Source organism: Kribbella deserti, from assembly GCF_042434725.1.
Taxonomy (GTDB): domain Bacteria; phylum Actinomycetota; class Actinomycetes; order Propionibacteriales; family Kribbellaceae; genus Kribbella; species Kribbella deserti.
The window spans coordinates 210,048-226,261 of record NZ_JBHLTC010000035.1 but is presented as its reverse complement, the minus strand read 5'-3'; the positions used below and the strand labels follow the sequence as shown (position 1 = coordinate 226,261).

The following is a 16,214-nucleotide window of genomic DNA, read 5'->3' as shown; positions in this document are numbered from 1 at the left end:
CCAAAGCCAGGAGCCGCCCGCACGCAGTAAATCGACGTAGTCCCTTAGCTGATGGCCTTGCGGTGGCGAATGGTCTGCTTGGTCGTGACGTAGCCCAGCGACTGGTAGAGGCCTAGCGCGCCCGTTGGGTTCTCGCCGTCCACGTCGAGGGATGAGCGCTGGTAGCCGAGGTCCTCGGCCTGGCGTAGTACCTGGGCGAGGGCGGCTCGCGCCGCACCTTTCCCGCGGTAGGCCCGTCGCGTACCGACCTGGCCGACGTACACCTCGCGTACGCCGGTAGCGGCGGTGTCGGCCTCGTACTCGTACCCGAGGGTGTACGCGGCGATCTCGTCCCCATCGAGAACGACAACACTCGTGTCCGGGCGGAACGCGCGGGAACCGGTGAACCAGGTTTTCCAGGTCTCGGCGTCCTTCGGGGTCGAACCCCAGTGATCGAGGAAGGCATCGTTGTGCGCGAGCCGCAGTGCCTCGTCGTACTTCCAGTCGAACGCGACGAGGCGCAGGCCATCCGGCAGTGGCGTCGCCGGGACGGGCCCGGTGCCGAGGTCCCGCTGCATCAAGAAGAAGTACCGGCAGGGCTCGAACCCACGGGCAGTGAGCATGTCCCGGGCAATCCCGTGGGTGCTCGGCACGCTGGTGTTGACCTCGCCGACCGCCGCCGGCTGCCGTTCCCGGTGTACGTCGGTCGCCCGCTCGACCAACCAGGTCAGCAAGGCGCTACCGAGGCCGCGGCGGCGCCAGTCCGGGTGGATCGTTCCCTCGGTCTGAACCCGGTGCACGTCCACCACTTCGTCCGGCCCGCGCACGACGCCGTACCCGACCAGTACGCCGTCGAGCCATAACCCGATGGTGTCGGTCTCCGTGTTCACCTTCGGATCGTCGAGTTCCTCATCGAGGTCCTCGACGCTGTAGTTCTCCCCGGTCTGATCGACGGCCTCAGCCGCTGCGAGCAGTTCGGCCCAGTCCTTCGTATCTGGCTTCGTCAGCGCACGCGCTGTCGCCCCACCCGGCCACACCTGTGTCGTACCCATCCTGCCAAGGTACGGCGCTGGGCCTCGCGAAGCATCGGGTTTTACATGCTGTCGGGCGCGGTGATGCCAAGGAGGCCGAGGCCGTCGGCCAGGACCCGCCGGGTCGCGGCGCAGAGGGCGAGCCGGCTGGCCCGGGTTTCGCCATCGCTGGTGAGAACCGGGCAGGACTCGTAGAACGCGGACAGGGTCGTCGCCAACTCGAACAGGTACCCGCACAACCGATGCGGCTGCAACGTCTCCGCGACCTGCTCGACCGTGCTGCCGAAGGCCGCGAGTTGCAGCGCGAGCCGTTGCTCCACAGGGCTCTCGAGCACAGTCACAGCCCCTGGAGTGGTTCCGGCCTTCGCGAGGAGCTTGGTCAACCGGGCATGCGCGTACTGCAGGTAAGGTCCGGTGTTGCCGGTCATCGCCACCATCCGGTCCAACGCGAACACGTAGTCGTTGACCCGATCACTGGACAGATCCGCGTACTTCACCGCGCCGATGCCAACTGCCCGGGCGATCTCGGCACGCGCGTCACCATCGAGCGAGCCGGCCCGCTCGTCCAGCAGGGCGGCGGCCCGTTCGACCGCCGCGTCGAGCAATGTGGCCAACCGGACGGTGTCGCCGGATCTGGTCTTGAAGGGTTTGCCGTTCTCCCCCAGCACGGTTCCGAAGCCGACGTGCTCCGCAGTTGTTGTCGAGGGCAACCACCCGGCCGCGCTCGCGAGCGCGAAGATCTGCCGGAAGTGCAGGGCCTGCCGTTGGTCGACCACGTAAATGATCCGCCGCGCGTGCAGATCGCGCACCCGGTGCCGCACGGCCGCGAGGTCCGTCGCGCTGTAACCGAAGCCGCCGTCGGATTTGCGTACGATCACCGGCAGCGGTGATCCGTCCCGCCCGGTGAAGCCCGGCAGAAACGCGCACAGCGCGCCACCCGATTCGGTCAGCAACCCAGCGGCGGTCAATTCGTCCACCACGTTGGGCAATTCGTTGTTGTAGGCGCTCTCACCGACAACGTCCGCAGGCGTCAGGCCGGTACCGAGCCGGGCGTAGAGCCGCTCGAACTCGGTCAGTGAGACATCCACCATCCGTTGCCAAAGCGCCCGCGTCTCCGGGTCGCCGGACTGCAACGCGACCACTCTCGCCCGGGACCGATCGGCGAACTCCGGCGAGCTGTCGAAGTGCACCCGCGACCGCTGATAAAGGCCTTGCAGCGAATCCAGGTCGAGGCTTTGCTTCGGATCCTCGTCCAGCAGTTGCTCAACCAGCATGCCGAACTGCGTGCCCCAATCGCCTACGTGGTTCTGCCGGATCACCTCATAGCCGACGTACGACAGCACGTTGCAAAGCGCGTCGCCGATCACGGTCGACCGGAGATGGCCGACGTGCATCTGCTTGGCCACGTTGGGTTGCGAGTAGTCGACCACCACGCGTTCGCCCCGCGGCGGGAACGACACCCCGGCGTTCACCCCGTCTGCCAGTACGTCGGTCCGCAGCTCGAGGTTGACGAAACCAGGGCCCGCGATGGACGGCGGGAGGCACAGGTCATCAACCTGGAGGTGCTCCACCAGCTTGGCCGCGATCGCCCGTGGTGCAAGGCCTAACGGCTTGGCGAGGCGCAACGCGAGGTTGGTCTGGAAGTGGCCGAACTCGGGTTTCGTGGCGGGCCGGAGCTCAGGGTCGAGCGCCATTGCGAAAGCCGCGGTCGCGGCGGTGGACAGCCGGGTGGACAGCACAGGCAGAACGAACGACATGAGGAATCCTCAAGGAAAGATGACGCGCCGGAACAGGAAAGACTGGGGTGTTCAGACGGAGCGTCGTCGTCGCAGGCCGGACTGGTCGCGCAGCGCGCAGACAGTGCCCAGGCTCGACGTCATGTGCCTAGTATGCAGACCGCGCCATCGCCTGGCGAATCGAAAACCTCAAGACGCGAGGGCGAGACTTGCGTAGCGGCCGTTGTCCGCGACCAGGCTGTGGTGCGTACCCGACTCGATCACCCGGCCGGCGTCGATCACCACGATCTGGTCCGCCGCCCGTACGGTCGAGAGCCGGTGCGCGATGGTGATCGTCGTTCGGCCCTTGGCCAGTTCGTCGAACGCGCGCTGCACGGCCCGTTCCGTTTCGGTGTCGAGCGCGCTGGTCGCCTCGTCCAGGATCAGTACCCGCGGATCGCGCAGCAACGTGCGAGCGATCGCGATGCGCTGCTTCTCACCACCGGAGAACCGATGCCCACGCGAGCCGACCATCGTGTCGTATCCGTCGGGCAGACCGGCGATCAACTCGTGGATCTGCGCGGCCCGTGCGGCGGCCTCGATCTCCTCGTCGGTGGCATCCGGCTTGGCGTAGCGCAGGTTCTCCCGCACGGTCGTGTGCAGCAGATACGTCTCCTGGCTCACGACACCAACCGCTGATGCCAGATCCGCGAGACGAAGGTCGCGCAGGTCGATGCCATCCAAGGTGATGCGCCCGGCGTCCGGGTCGTACAGCCGGGCCAGCAGCGCGCCGAGCGTGCTCTTGCCCGACCCGGTCTCGCCGACCAGCGCGAGCGTGCTGCCCGCCGGTACGTCGAGGGTGATGCCGTCGATCGCGGGCCGCTCGTTGCCCGGGTACATGAAGGTGACGTCCTCCAACCGGACGTGTCCAGCCGTACGGCGCGGGTCGATCTCGATGGGCTTCGCGGGGTCGTCGACCTCGATCGGCAGGTCGAGATACTCGAAGATGCGGGCGAACAACGCCAGCGAGCTGACCAGTGAGACGCCCACGTTGAGCAGGCCCATCAACGGCCGGAACAGCCCGTTCTGCAAGGTGGTGAAGGCGATCAGCGTGCCGATGGTCATCGCGCCCGAGGTCGCGGGCAGACCCGCGCTCAGGTAGATGATCGCGGGAATGGCCGCGAAGATCACGCTCATTGAGGCCATTCGCCAGCGACCCGCCAGCTCCGCGCGCAGTTCCAGATCGATCAATCGCGTCGAGGACGAGCTGAAGCGCTCGGTCAAAGCCGGGCCGGCACCCATCGTCTTGGCGAGCTGGATGCCGCTGATCGACAGGCCTTCCTCGACCACGACGTTCAGGTCGGCCAGTTCCTGTTGCTGCTTGGTGGTGACGTCGCGGCGCATCCGCGCGACCCGGCGGGTCAGGTAGATGGCGGGCGGCATCACGACCAGCGAGATCAGCGAGAGCTGCCAAGACAGCGCGATCATCGCGACCGCGGTGGCGACGGCGGTGGTGAGGTTCGAGGCGACGGAGGTGGCGGTCGAGGTGACCACCGACTGCATGCCGCCGATGTCGTTGGTGATGCGCGACTGCACCTCGCCGGTGCGGGTGCGGGTGAAGAACGAGATCGACTGGCGCTGCAGATGCGCGAACACGTCGGTGCGCAGCCGGTGCATGATCTGCTGGCCGATCTTGGTGGAGATCCACGTCTGCACCACGCCGAAGGCTGAGGTCAGCACGGCCACGCCGACCATGCCGGCGGTCAGCCAGATCAGCAGCTGCACGTCCTGCTTCGGCAGCGCGTCGTCAATGGTCGCGCGCAGCAGGAAGGGCGAGGCCATGCTCACCACGGACGACGCGACGATGATCGCGATCACGACGGTGAGTTGCCAGCGATAGGGCCGGAACAACCGGCCGATGCGGCGCAGCGATACCTCGCGCGCTTGGGTCTTCTCGGCGTCGGTCACCTCGTGATGGGACCGGCGCGGGCGTTGCTTGATCTCTGCTTCCAAGGGGTTCCTTCCGGCTCAGGTAATTGCTGAGGTTACCTCATCATGAGGTTACAACGCTATTGCTTGGTAGTCTGTTCCCGTGAGTGCGGAGGAGGCTGACGAGACCCTCGCGGAGGCCTTCTGGGCCGTCGCGCGCCAGCTGCGTCAGATGTCCCGCGAGTCGCTGGCGCCGTGGGACGTGAGCCCGTCACAGGCGCGTGCCATCCGGGTGCTCGACCACCACGGGCCGGTGCGGTTACGCGATCTGGCCGAGCGGCTGCACATCGCGCCGCGCTCGGCGACCGAGGTGGTCGACGATCTGGAGCAGCGCGGCCTCGTCGCGCGTCAGGCCGACCCGAACGATCGCCGGGCCACCCTGGTCGAGCTGACCGCGAAGGGCGCCGAGGTGTCCGACGGCATCCGCCAGGCCCGGGTCGCCGAGGCCGACGCGTACTTCCGTGAACTGGACGAGGCCGACCGTGCCGACCTGGTCCGCATCTTGCGCAGCCTGCGCAAGCCCGAGACGTCCTAGCGGTTTGGCGGACGTCTTAGCGGCTCGACCAGTACGGCGACGGCGCGGGCCGGCGCTCGGCCAGTGGGGTGATCGGCGGCAGGTCGGTTTCGCCCAGGTAGACCCGGCGGATCACTCGTTCGGCGGCCCGGCCGTCATCGAACTCGCAGAACCGCTCCCGGAACAGCTGTCGCCGCTTGCTGGCCTCCGCGTCCGCGAAGGCGCCCGTGGTCAACGCCGCCGCGACCTCCTGGGGTGACCGTGCCACCAGTCCCGGCGGGAACTCCGTGATGTCGAAGTACGTGCCGCGCGCCGCGTCGTACTGGCCCTTGTCGTCGACGAGCAGCACGATCGGCCGATCCAGGTTGGCGTAGTCGAAGCTGATCGACGAGTAGTCCGAGATCAGTACGTCCGCCGCCAGCTGGAGGTCTTCCACCCGCGGATGGGCCGAGACGTCCACGATCCGGTCGGAGTGGATGTCCTCGGCGCCCTTGGACAGCGAGTAGTGCGTCCGGACCAGGATGCGCCCGTGGTCGCCGATCGACGCCGCCAGCGCGTCCAGGTCCAGGTGGATCCCGTCGCCGCCGAGGTCGACCACCCCGTCCTTCGTCCGTACGGCGTCATGGCCGTCGCGGAAGGTCGGGGCGTACAGCACGACCAGGTGCGAGTCGTCGAACCCGAAGGACGCGCGGATCTCCCGGACCGTGTCCAGGTCCGCGTTCATCAACCGGTCGTTACGCGGAAAACCGGTCTCCAGGTTTTCGAACCGCGACGGGTAGGTGCGGTTCCAGATGTCGGAGGAGTACCGGTTGGAGCTGAGGTTGAAGTCCCAGCGGTCGACCCTGCGCATCAGCTCGTCCAGGTCGAGGTCCTTCGCCGCGACCGGGTAGTGCCGCAGGTCCGTGCCCATCGTCTTCAGCGGTGTGCCGTGCTGGGTCTGCACGTGGATCTGGCCGTCGCGCTTGACCAGATCGCCCGGGAAGTTCACGTTCGCGATGAAGTACTTCGCCCGGTTCATCAGCTGGTGGTACGCCGGGGAGTTCTCCAGCACGTATTCCACGCCCTCGGGAATGACCGAGACGAAGTCCGGGTGCACCACCCAGACGCCGCGGATGTGCGGGGCCAGGTCAGCCGCTCGTTCGTAGATGGCCCGCGGGTTGCAGGCGAACTGCTTGCACCAGTACGAGTTGTAGACCGCCAGGTTCGGATCGATATCGCCGGAGCGGCGGCTCAGCAGGTTCGCCGCGGTCTGCCGCACGGTTGGCAGCCCGCGAGTACGGACGCGCCGGGTGGTCTCCCGTACGCGGGTGCCGGTCCGGGTGGCGGTGTACGTCGCGTAGTCGTCGGTCACCACCAGCCACCGCTTGAAGCCGCGGCGGGTCAGATCCGGCCGGTACCCCTCGGGCTTCCAGCGCTGGGCGAAGGCTGCCGCGGTGTGGAAGAACTCGGCCTTGTCGTCCGGATGCAGCCGATCGGGCCGGCGCAGCACCGTGAGCATGTGGTCGAGTGACCGGTCGAATACGAACCGGTGCCAGTGCGAGAGCTCTGGGTCGAGGATGAAGCTGAAGACCCGGTCGTACTGGTCGAAGATGTCGAAGTGCTTGCGGTTGCGCGAGGCCTCTACGCCGCCCGGTAGCCGGTGCTGGCGGTAGTGCACGACCACTTGGTCCAAGGTGGCGATGCGCTCGGCGGTCAGCATTGTCGCGTAGGTCCACGGAGCGTCTTGGTAGAGCCCGGGCGTGAAGCTGAAGCCGTGACCGTGCAGGAACTGCCGACGGTAGGCCTTGTTCCAGACGACCTCCAGGAAGGTCAGGAAGACCGGACGCTCGACCGCGGTGAAGACGCCGTTGCCCTCGCGAGCGAAGGCCTCGTGCTGCACGCTGCGAACGACGTTGCCGTTCCAGAACACCCGCTCGTAGTCGAACAGCAGGATGTCGGGCTGGTCCGTGGTGGCGATGCGCGCGCTGATCGCTTCGAGTGAGCCCGGCTGCATGGTGTCGTCGCAGTCCAGGAACAGCACGTATTCGCCGCGACAGCGCGCCAAGCCGGCGTTGCGGGCGCGGCCGGTACCGGCGTTCTCGGGCAGGGTGACCACCTGCACGCGCGGATCGGCTGCGGCGTACTCGGAGAGCAGGTCGGCCGTGAAGTCGGGGGAGGCGTCGTTAACCGCGACAACCTCGAAATCGCCGAAAGACTGCCCCAGGATCGAGTCCAGGCAAGGTCGCAGCCAGGCCCGCTGCGCGTAGCAGGGAACCACGATGCTGAACCGGGGAGCTCCGTCGGCGACCGCGCCGGAGTCCGTACTAGCGACCATGACAGCGCATCCTACGGTCACCGAAGTAGGGACCCACTAGGGTCGGGCGCATGACCGATGTCTTCGCACCACTGGCCGGGCTTGAGGGGGTCGGGTCGTCCGTACGGGCCGCCCGCGACGCCGTGGACGTCCTGCTCCGGGACCGGGGTCTACGCCGGATCAGCAGTGATGTCACCACCGAGGCACTCCTGCTCGGGGCGCACGCCTCCGCGGCTCTGGCCGGCAGTACCTCGCCCCTGGACGACGTACGCCGGGGAGAGGGTGACGCGCTCAGTGCGGGCGCGGTCCGGATGACGACCGAGTTGATGTCGATGGCACCTCAGGCCGATACGGCGCCCGTACAGGTCTGGACCAGGCTGCACCAGCTTGCCGCCGTCGGGATGGTCGCGGACGAGGCAGAGCTCGGCCACCTCCGTACGGCGCGTGAGTCGGTTCCCGATGACATCGAGGGCCTACCGCCGGCACCGGGCGCCGACGAGATGTGGGAACGGCTTAGCGGTCTAGCCCGGGCCTTGACCGAACCGACCACAGCACCCGCCATCGTGGTCGCCGCGATCGTGCACGCCGAGCTGGCGATACTGCGCCCCTTCGGTACGGCGAACGGCCTGGTGGCCCGTGCGGCCGAGCGGCTCGTCTTGGTTGCCCGTGGCACTGATCCGCTCGGCGCGACCGTTCCGGAACTCGGACACCAGGAACTCGCGGGCTCTTATGCGCAAGGGCTTCGCGACTACGCCACTGGTGGTGTCGCGGGTGTTCGGGACTGGCTGCTGCGTGCTTGTGAGGTGGTCACACTCGGCGCCGAGCGATCGCCGCTGACGGGCGATCGCTGACCAGGCTTGCGGAAAAGCCAACCAGGCTTGGGGAAAATGCGAGCGGCGCTCTCCGGGGAGAGCGCCGCTGCTGGCAGGTCATCCTGGTTACCAAGCGTGCACCTAGTCTGTCGCCTCAGGACAAGCCTGTGGTCGACTGCCCAATTCGGATGGGCTGGTCGCGGCGTGGGTGCCTGAATGCCCTGCGAACTTCCTGTAGTCCTTTGTACTCTCAGAACCCCTTCAGGGGAAGGGCTTAACGAGATTGAGAAGATCGCCGGCGGTTCAGATAAAGGACCAGGCCGGCCGTGATCAGGCCGGCGCCGAAGGCCAGTGCTGCGCTGACCGAGAGCTGTCGCTGCCTTGATCGCGTGCGCTCGCGAAGCTTCACCGGCGCGGAGAAATCGAGCACCGGCCAGTTCCGGGAAACGGCGATCCGGCGCAGGCCCTTGTCCGGGTTCACCGCGGCCGGATGACCCGTCACTGCGAGCATCGGCTCGTCGGTGACCGAGTCGGAATACGCGTAACACTCGGTGAGGTCGTAGCCCTCGGAGGCGGCCAGCTCGACGATCGCCGTCGCCTTGTGCGGGCCGTAGACGTAGTGGTCGATCTCGCCGGTGTACTTGCCGTCGCGCACGATCATCTGGGTCGCGATCACCCGGTCGGCGCCGAGCATCCGGCCGATCGGCTCGACCACCTCGTAACCCGACGACGACACGATCACCACGTCGTGCCCGAGCTGGTGGTGGTTCTCGATCAGCGTGACGGCCTCGTCGTACACGATCGGGTCGACGATCGTGTGCAGGGTCTCGGCCACGATGTCGCGCACGACCTGCACGTCCCAGCCGGTGCACATCGCGGACAGGTACTCGCGCATCCGCTCCATCTGGTCGTGGTCGGCGCCACCGAGCAGGTAGACGAACTGGGCGTAGGCGCTGCGCAGTACGGTCCGGCGGTTGATCAGTCCACCCGCGTAGAAGGGCCGGGAGAAGGCCAGCGTGCTGGACCGGGCGATGATCGTCTTGTCGAGGTCGAAGAAGGCGGCCGCTCTGCCCGGCCGGGGGTGCTCCATGGCCCGAGCATAGGGCGACACGGAGTCGGGCCCGGGCCGCAGAGGGGCCGCTGAGGCCCTGGCAAGGGGCGAAGGCGGGCGAAACGCGAGGGGCCCGGGCTTTTGTCTTGACCTCAAGGCGGTTAGACTGACGAGTAGTGTGACAGTGGCACTGGTCCGAACGGTTTCAGCCGCTCGGGCGCACGGAACCCACTCCTGGATTACGCGATCAGATGTGTGGGGTCCAGCGTTGGGGGGTACATAACCTCCTGACAGTGGCAGACTGTCGCCTCCTGATCGGCCCCCGGCTCCTCCCCCCGAGCCCGTGGCCGAAGACGGCCCCCGGTCACCCCCCCGCCGGGGGCCGTCGCCTTTCCTCCTTTAGTGCGTTCGGCGTTCCACGGTGCGGTTTGACCGATCGGTGAGCGCCGTTTTTGCTGTCTGGTCGCGCTGAGCGAGGCAACTTTGTTGAAATTGTAATGAGAGCGCTCCCACTTTATGTAGAGACTTGACAATGTAGTTGCCTGGTCACATTTTGTGGACATGACTCCGCGAACGAACCGCCCTCGATCCGCGATCATCGCCGCCCTTCTATCCGTCCTGCTCGCCCTCGCCACCGTGCTGCTGTCGCCCCTCAGCAGCTCGGCAGCGACCAACCTGATCACCAACGGCAGCTTCGAAACCGGCTCGCTGGCCGGCTGGTCCTGCTCGGCCGGGACCGGCTCGGTCGTCAGCGGCTCGGCCTATGCCGGGTCGTACGCCTTGCAGGGATCGCCCACGCCGGGGGACCACGCCCGCTGCCAGCAGACCGTCTCCGTCCGCCCGAGTTCGACGTACACCCTGAGCGCCTGGGTGAAGGGCTCCAACGTGTATCTGGGGGCCGTCGGTGGCACCAGCACCTGGAGCACCAATAACGCCTGGAACAGGCTCACAACCACCTTCACGACCAGCGCAAGTGCCAGCACCGTGACGGTCTACCTGCACGGTTGGTACGGCCAGGCGCCGTACCAGGCCGATGAGGTGGTTCTTGATGGCGAGGGCGGTAGTGGCCCGCCGCCGGACACCACCCCGCCGACCGTGCCGGGAGGCCTTTCGGTGGGTAGTGCGACCTCAAACTCGTTGCGCCTCACCTGGTCCGCTTCGACGGACGCGAACGGCATTCACCACTACGAGGTGCAGCGTGGTTCGGACTCCGCGCAGAACGTCGGCAACGTCACCACCTGGACCGCGACCGGACTGGCCGCCAGTACGACGTACAGCTTCAAGGTCCGTGCGTGTGACCCGAGCGGCAACTGCTCGGCGTACGGCGCTGCGGCGAGTGGAACCACCACGCCGGGTACTACGCCGCCGCCCGGAACGCTGCCGAAGCACATCCTGACCGGGTACTGGCAGAACTTCGACAACGGCGCGACCGTGCAGCGGATCAGCGACGTGCAGAGCCAGTACGACCTCATCGCCGTGGCCTTCGCGGACGCCGATCCGACCCGGCAGGGCGCTATCACCTTCACGCTGGACCCGACCCTGGCCAGCCGCCTCGGTGGCTACACCGCGGCCCAGTTCAAGGCGGATATCGCCGCCAAGCAGAACGCCGGCAAAAAGGTGATCCTGTCGGTCGGTGGCGAGAAGGGCACGATCACGGTCAACAACGCCGCGGCCGCGACCGCCTTCGCGGACAGCGCTCTGGCGGTGTTGCGCGAGTACGGCTTCGACGGGATCGACATCGACCTCGAGAACGGCGTGAACGCGACGTACATGAGCCAGGCGCTGCGCAGCCTGCAGAGCCGGTTCGGCGCGGGCATGATCATCGCGATGGCTCCGCAGACGATCGACATGCAGAGCACCTCGCAGGAGTACTTCAAGCTGGCCCTGAACATCAAGGACATCCTGACCGTCGTCAACACCCAGTACTACAACTCGGGTTCGATGAACGGCTGCAACGGCCAGGTGTACTCGCAGGGCACGGTGGACTTCATCACCGCGCAGGCCTGCATCATGCTGCAGAACGGTCTACGGGCGGATCAGGTCGGCCTAGGCCTGCCTGCCTCTTCTCGTGGTGCGGGTAGCGGCTACGTGTCGCCCACGATCGTCAAGAACGCCCTGGACTGCCTGACCAGGGGGACGAACTGCGGCAGCTTCAAGCCCACGACAACCTGGCCGACGCTGCGTGGCGCGATGACCTGGTCGACGAACTGGGACGCCCTTAACGGCAACGAGTTCGCCAACCAGGTTGGTACCCACGTGCACAACCTTCCCTGACCAGTGCTGGTACGACGACTAGCCCCGGGGCCGGCGTTCGCGCCGGCCCCGGGCCGGGCCCACGTACTCCAAGGGCTCGGGGTCTGTCGCGAGGACGAACACATCTACCGGGCCCTGCTGGCGCGTCCCGACGCCACTATCGCCGAACTGGTCCAGGACATCGAATGGCCGACCTCGCGGGTGACGAAACACCTTCGCTCGTTGGAAACGCTGGGCCTTGCCTCGCGTACGTCGGGCCGTCCGGCGCGGTTCACCCCGGCTGTACCGGAGGCCGCTGTCGAGGTGCTCGCGTTGCGGCAGCAGGCGGCGATCGTCCAGGCGAGGATCAACGCGGCCGTGCTGGCGCAGGAGTTCCGTGCGGGTGATGGAGCCGGGCCGTTCACCGTAGTGCGCGGGCGGGAGGCCGTCGCACAACGGTTCTTCCAGGCGCAGCAGACGGCCGTCCAGGAGGTACTGCTCCTGCACAAGGCGCCGTACGTCGTGGAACGTGAGCCGGTACAGAAAGGCGTGTCGTATCGAACCATCTACGACATGGAAGGCCTTACGAATCCGAGCGACCTCCAAGCGGCTGCCGAACTAGGGGACGCGCGAATGCTCCGCGACGTACCACTGAGGTTGGTCGTCACGGATCGCCGTACGGGCCTACTGCAGACCGGGGAGGACGTAGTCGAGATAGGCCGTTCTGCCTTGCTGGATGGGCTTTTGACGTTGTTCGAGCTGCTGTGGCAGAAGGCGACACCGCTGGTTGTGTCGCGTGAAGCGGTTGGTGTGCTTAGCGCCGAGGACGAGCGGTTGCTGGCTCTCGCGGCGGCAGGCCTGACCGATCAAGCCATCGCGCGTCGTCTTGGCGTGGCCCAGCGCACAGTGGAACGACGCATGCAACGCATCATGAAAGCCCTTGATGCCACCACGCGTTTCCAGGCTGGCCTGCGCGCGGGACATCAAGGGCTGCTCAAAACCTAGCTTGGAGGACCAGGCCCAGCAGAAGCCAGTGGGGCGACTGCCTCTGCTGGGCCTGGCGCACTTGGTTAGAAGCCGGCGGTGATCCGGGTGAACTCCCAGTCCGGCTGAGCGATACCGCTGCAGTTCGAGACCACGCCGCCGCCCGCGCAACCGCGGTCACGGTTCACCGACCAGAAGGCCAGCCGGGCCAGGCCCTTGCCCTTGGCCCAGTTGGTGATGTTCTGCCAGGTGGCGGTGGTGGTCATCTCCTGCTGGTCGGACAGACCGTTCATACCGGAGATGCCCTGGTGCGCGTAGGCCTGCGCCTCGGTCCAGCCGAACGTTGCCATCAGCTTGTTCTTCAGGCCTTCGCTGGCGCCGATCGTGTCGTTGTAGATGTTGCTGCTGCCGAAGTCGAACGGCATCAGCGTGAACACGTCGATGTTCGCGTTGAGGGCCTTCGAGCGCTCGATCAGCCGGTTGCCCCAGAAGTTCGGGCCGCTGGTTGTGGTGCCGAAGGTGAGGATCGTCTGGATACCGGGGTTGTTCTGCTTGACGATGCGCAGTGCCGTCAGGATGCGGTCCTGCACGACCTCGTTCTCGAACTCGTCGGAGTTCTCGATGTCGACGTCGATCGCCTTCAGACCGTAGGCGTCGATTACCTTCTGGTAGGCGCCTGCGAGTGCTTCCGGCGTACTGCAGTTGGGCCCAAGCTTGTTACCGCTCCAGCCGCCGATCGACGGCACGATGTCGCCACCGGCTGCACGGATCGCCGCGATCGCGTTGGCGTCCGCACTGCCCTGCAACGGCCGTGCGCCGTCCCAGGCCGGGTTGCAGCCGCCGGACGACAGAATGAACGCCATCGTGAACCACTTGATACCGGTCGCGTTCATCACCGTGGTCGGGTTGGGCGGATCGCCCCAGCCCATGTAGAGGTACGGCGCCGCCCGGCGGGTGCCCGTGTCGCCACCGCCCGGCTTGGTCGCGATGGAGAAGGTGCTGGACTTCGCGCCTTCACCCGCACTGTTGGTAGCCGCCACCTGGTAGTTGTACGTCGTCGAGGCCGAAAGACCCGAGTCCGTGTACGACGTACCGGAGCTGGTTCCGACGGCCGAGCCGTTGCGGTAGATCCGGTAGCCGGTGGCACCCGTCGCGGCCGACCAGCTCAGGCTGACCGACGACGCGGTCGACGTACCGGTTAGGCCGCCCGGAACGCCCGGGAGCGTTCCGCTACCGCCGCCGCTGCAGGAGCCACCGTTGAGGCGGCAGGCGGTGACACCGGGGAAGTTGCCCGGGGAACCGTTGAAGCCGAAGGTGACACTCGCGCCCGGCGCAAGCGATCCGGCCCAGCCGGGCGGGGTGAAGGTGTGGGTCTGGCCGCTGCTGCTTCGGGTGGCGTCCCAGGAGCTGCTGATGCTGTAGCCCGCTGGGAAGTCTAGTGCGACCTGCCACGTACTGATCGCGCTGGTAGTGCCGTTGGTGACGGTGACCTTGCCTTCGAAGCCGCTGCCCCAGTCGGACACCTTCACGAAGGATGCAGTGACAGGGGCCGCTTGCGCGGTTGGCGCGACCAGTACGGAGAAGAAGAGTGCTGTGATCGCCGCGACGATCACCGAGACGTGCCTGCGTTTCATGGTGCTCCGATCAGTGGGCGGTCAGAACGGAAGATCACTGCGCTCCCCAGAGGGCGGGAACGTTCGACGGCTCCCAGCCCGGCTGCGACGTGTGTCCCTGGATGCAGCGGTAGGTCTTGCCGTTGTAGGACACGAGCGCGCCGGTGGCGTACGTCGTCCAGGCCGCCCACGGAGTCGCCGTCGGGGGCGTCGGCGTTGGGGTGGGAGTCGGCGTCGGCGTGGGCGTAGGAGTCGGGGTCGGCGTGGGCGTCGGGGTCGGCGTCGGGGTGGGAGTCGGGGTCGGCGTCGGCGTCGGCGTCGGTGTGGGGGTCGGGCCGTCGCAGCCGGGTGTGCTCGCGTTGACCGAGTTCACGACGTGGTTGAACAACGTCATGGCCGGGTCGAGCGCCTCCATCGAATACATCATCGCGCCGGCCAGTCCGTTGCAGTGCTGGTAATCGGCCTTCGCCTTGATGGACTGCAGGTTGTCGCCGGTCCAGAACGTGCCGTTGCGATAGAACCAGGACGCCTTGGTGGTGTTGTCGAAGAACGTGGCGGAAGGACTGTCCACGAAGCCGACCAGCTCCTTGTAGAAGGAGACACCGGGCACGTTGCCGCTCATCGCATGGCCGTCAGCCGGTCCTGTGGCGGTCTGGTACTTCCCGTTGGCCGTGGCGGGTACGCCCTTCCAGCCCCTGTAGTAGAAGGGGTATCCGACCGTGAGCTTGTTCGCCGGAAAACCACCCGCGATGCCGTATGCGGGGTCTCCGTTGATCCAGGCCTTCACCGCGCCGTCGATGCTGTACTTCGCGTTGCCCGGGGGAATGGGTGTGCTTGGGTCGTCCGGCGACGCGTACAACGGGTCCTGGAAGTTGGTCGGCCCAGTGGCGTCCCAACCGCCGTGCATGTCGTACGTCATCACGTTGTTGTAGTCGAGGTACTGGCCGATCTTGTTCGTCTCGATCTTCGCGATCTTGTCCTGGCCGGCCGGGGTGGCGGCGGTCAGCCAGAGGCGCTTGCCGATGCTGCTGCCGTAGGCGTCGATCTGGGCGCGGAACTCGGCCAGCAACAGGGTGAAGTTCTGCTTGTCGGCCTCGCTGTAGTGGTTGCCCACATGGCCGTTCGGCGAGCCCGGGTACTCCCAGTCGAGGTCGATACCGTCGAAGACGCCCGCGGCGCTACCGGCGCCACCGAAGCCGTCGACCATCGGCAGGTTGCCCTTGAGGAACATGTCGACGCAGGAGCTGACGAACTTCTTGCGCTTGGCGTCGGTGGAGGCCGCGTCGGAGAAGTACTTGGAGTACGTCCAGCCGCCGATGGAGATCAGCACCTTCAGATGTGGGTGCTTGGCCTTGAGCTTGCGCATCTGGTTGAAGTTGCCGGTGATCGGCTGGTTCCAGGTGTCGCCGACGCCGTCCACGCTGATGTCCGCGCCGTAGGACTTGCCGTAGTCGGCAAACGCGTCACCGGCGCCGTCACCCGCGTTGGGGTTGTTCTCGTCCTGCGAGGCGGCTTTGTTCGCCATGAAGCAGGTGTGCTCGGTCGGGTGGATGTTGGCGAAGGCGTAGTTGATGAAGTCGAGCTTCGCCGCGGCTCCCGAGGTGTCCAGATTCTTGGGATAGAAGGCGTTTCCGTAGATACCCCACTGGGTGAAGTACGCGAACTTCACACCGCCGCTGGTGGCAGCGGCGGTAGTGGGGACCGCGGCGGATTGGGGTGGTCCGGCGGTGGCGACCGAGACGCCGGCCGTCACGATGACGGCGGTGGCGACGGACGCGGCCAGCGTGCGCAATCTGTTCATGGGTGGTCCTCCGGCTGGGGGCGGTACAGGACTGGTGGACGGTCCCTGGCACGAGCTGTCGAAAACCCCGGACTACTGGCGATGCCTCGTGGATGTAGGGCAAGTGACGTGGGTGGAAAGATTAGATAAAGAGTTTTCGAAAGGTGCCTTGGGGCGAATGTAGCCCCGATGGTTGCCGCGCGGAACTGGCGGATCACCGC

11 protein-coding genes are annotated in these 16,214 nt (G+C 66.7%); 4 read left to right on the top strand and 7 right to left on the bottom strand.

Annotation, left to right across the window (positions count from 1 at the left end; translation table 11 throughout):
• Window positions 1-44: 44 nt before the first annotated feature.
• The 3 genes from ACFFGN_RS26560 to ACFFGN_RS26550 form a co-directional block, all read right to left on the bottom strand.
• Window positions 45-1,031: a GNAT family N-acetyltransferase gene (locus ACFFGN_RS26560; protein WP_380052676.1), complete on the bottom strand. Its 987-nt coding sequence runs from the start codon at window positions 1,029-1,031 to the stop codon at window positions 45-47.
• Window positions 1,032-1,072: 41 nt separating this feature from the next.
• On the bottom strand, window positions 1,073-2,767 hold the full coding sequence (gene argS, locus ACFFGN_RS26555) for an arginine--tRNA ligase (RefSeq protein ID WP_446685223.1): 1,695 nt from the start codon (window positions 2,765-2,767) through the stop codon (window positions 1,073-1,075).
• A 168-nt stretch (window positions 2,768-2,935) separates the two neighbouring features.
• Window positions 2,936-4,693 (bottom strand): ABC transporter ATP-binding protein, encoded by a 1,758-nt coding sequence (locus ACFFGN_RS26550; RefSeq protein WP_380052674.1) that lies wholly within the window; start codon window positions 4,691-4,693, stop codon window positions 2,936-2,938.
• A gap of 124 nt (window positions 4,694-4,817) precedes the next feature.
• Here ACFFGN_RS26550 and ACFFGN_RS26545 point away from each other — a divergent pair, with 124 nt between their 5' ends.
• Window positions 4,818-5,249 (top strand): MarR family winged helix-turn-helix transcriptional regulator, encoded by a 432-nt coding sequence (locus ACFFGN_RS26545; protein ID WP_380052672.1) that lies wholly within the window; start codon window positions 4,818-4,820, stop codon window positions 5,247-5,249.
• A 16-nt stretch (window positions 5,250-5,265) separates the two neighbouring features.
• On the opposite strand, the gene ACFFGN_RS26540 is transcribed toward ACFFGN_RS26545, so the two are convergent.
• A complete protein-coding gene (locus ACFFGN_RS26540) occupies window positions 5,266-7,542 on the bottom strand; it encodes a bifunctional glycosyltransferase/CDP-glycerol:glycerophosphate glycerophosphotransferase (RefSeq protein WP_380052670.1) in 2,277 nt (758 codons plus the stop codon).
• A 50-nt stretch (window positions 7,543-7,592) separates the two neighbouring features.
• On the opposite strand from ACFFGN_RS26540, the gene ACFFGN_RS26535 reads away from it, so the two are divergent.
• On the top strand, window positions 7,593-8,372 hold the full coding sequence (locus ACFFGN_RS26535; RefSeq protein WP_380052668.1) for a Fic family protein: 780 nt from the start codon (window positions 7,593-7,595) through the stop codon (window positions 8,370-8,372).
• A gap of 235 nt (window positions 8,373-8,607) precedes the next feature.
• Here ACFFGN_RS26535 and ACFFGN_RS26530 read toward each other — a convergent pair whose 3' ends face one another.
• The gene (locus ACFFGN_RS26530) at window positions 8,608-9,423 is read right to left on the bottom strand and encodes an HAD family hydrolase (protein WP_380052666.1); all 816 of its coding nucleotides are present in this window, start codon (window positions 9,421-9,423) and stop codon (window positions 8,608-8,610) included.
• 522 nt (window positions 9,424-9,945) lie between these two features.
• On the opposite strand from ACFFGN_RS26530, the gene ACFFGN_RS26525 reads away from it, so the two are divergent.
• Both ACFFGN_RS26525 and ACFFGN_RS26520 read left to right on the top strand, forming a co-directional pair.
• Window positions 9,946-11,658, top strand: coding sequence for a chitinase (locus ACFFGN_RS26525; RefSeq protein ID WP_380052664.1), 1,713 nt, complete (start codon window positions 9,946-9,948; stop codon window positions 11,656-11,658).
• A gap of 3 nt (window positions 11,659-11,661) precedes the next feature.
• Window positions 11,662-12,621 (top strand): helix-turn-helix domain-containing protein, encoded by a 960-nt coding sequence (locus ACFFGN_RS26520; RefSeq protein WP_380052662.1) that lies wholly within the window; start codon window positions 11,662-11,664, stop codon window positions 12,619-12,621.
• A gap of 65 nt (window positions 12,622-12,686) precedes the next feature.
• On the opposite strand, the gene ACFFGN_RS26515 is transcribed toward ACFFGN_RS26520, so the two are convergent.
• Window positions 12,687-14,234 (bottom strand): glycoside hydrolase family 18 protein, encoded by a 1,548-nt coding sequence (locus tag ACFFGN_RS26515; RefSeq protein WP_380052660.1) that lies wholly within the window; start codon window positions 14,232-14,234, stop codon window positions 12,687-12,689.
• 34 nt (window positions 14,235-14,268) lie between these two features.
• Entirely contained in the window at window positions 14,269-16,014 is a 1,746-nt protein-coding gene (locus ACFFGN_RS26510; RefSeq protein WP_380052658.1) for a glycosyl hydrolase family 18 protein, read from the bottom strand.
• Window positions 16,015-16,214 lie beyond the last annotated feature (200 nt).

Coding starts and splice junctions, on each gene's coding strand:
- ACFFGN_RS26560 (WP_380052676.1), bottom strand. CDS start 1,031: ATGGGTACGACACAGGTGTGGCCGGGTGGGGCGACAGCGCGTGCGCTG.
- argS (WP_446685223.1), bottom strand. CDS start 2,767: ATGTCGTTCGTTCTGCCTGTGCTGTCCACCCGGCTGTCCACCGCCGCG.
- ACFFGN_RS26540 (WP_380052670.1), bottom strand. CDS start 7,542: ATGGTCGCTAGTACGGACTCCGGCGCGGTCGCCGACGGAGCTCCCCGG.
- ACFFGN_RS26535 (WP_380052668.1), top strand. CDS start 7,593: ATGACCGATGTCTTCGCACCACTGGCCGGGCTTGAGGGGGTCGGGTCG.
- ACFFGN_RS26530 (WP_380052666.1), bottom strand. CDS start 9,423: ATGGAGCACCCCCGGCCGGGCAGAGCGGCCGCCTTCTTCGACCTCGAC.
- ACFFGN_RS26525 (WP_380052664.1), top strand. CDS start 9,946: ATGACTCCGCGAACGAACCGCCCTCGATCCGCGATCATCGCCGCCCTT.
- ACFFGN_RS26515 (WP_380052660.1), bottom strand. CDS start 14,234: ATGAAACGCAGGCACGTCTCGGTGATCGTCGCGGCGATCACAGCACTC.
- ACFFGN_RS26510 (WP_380052658.1), bottom strand. CDS start 16,014: ATGAACAGATTGCGCACGCTGGCCGCGTCCGTCGCCACCGCCGTCATC.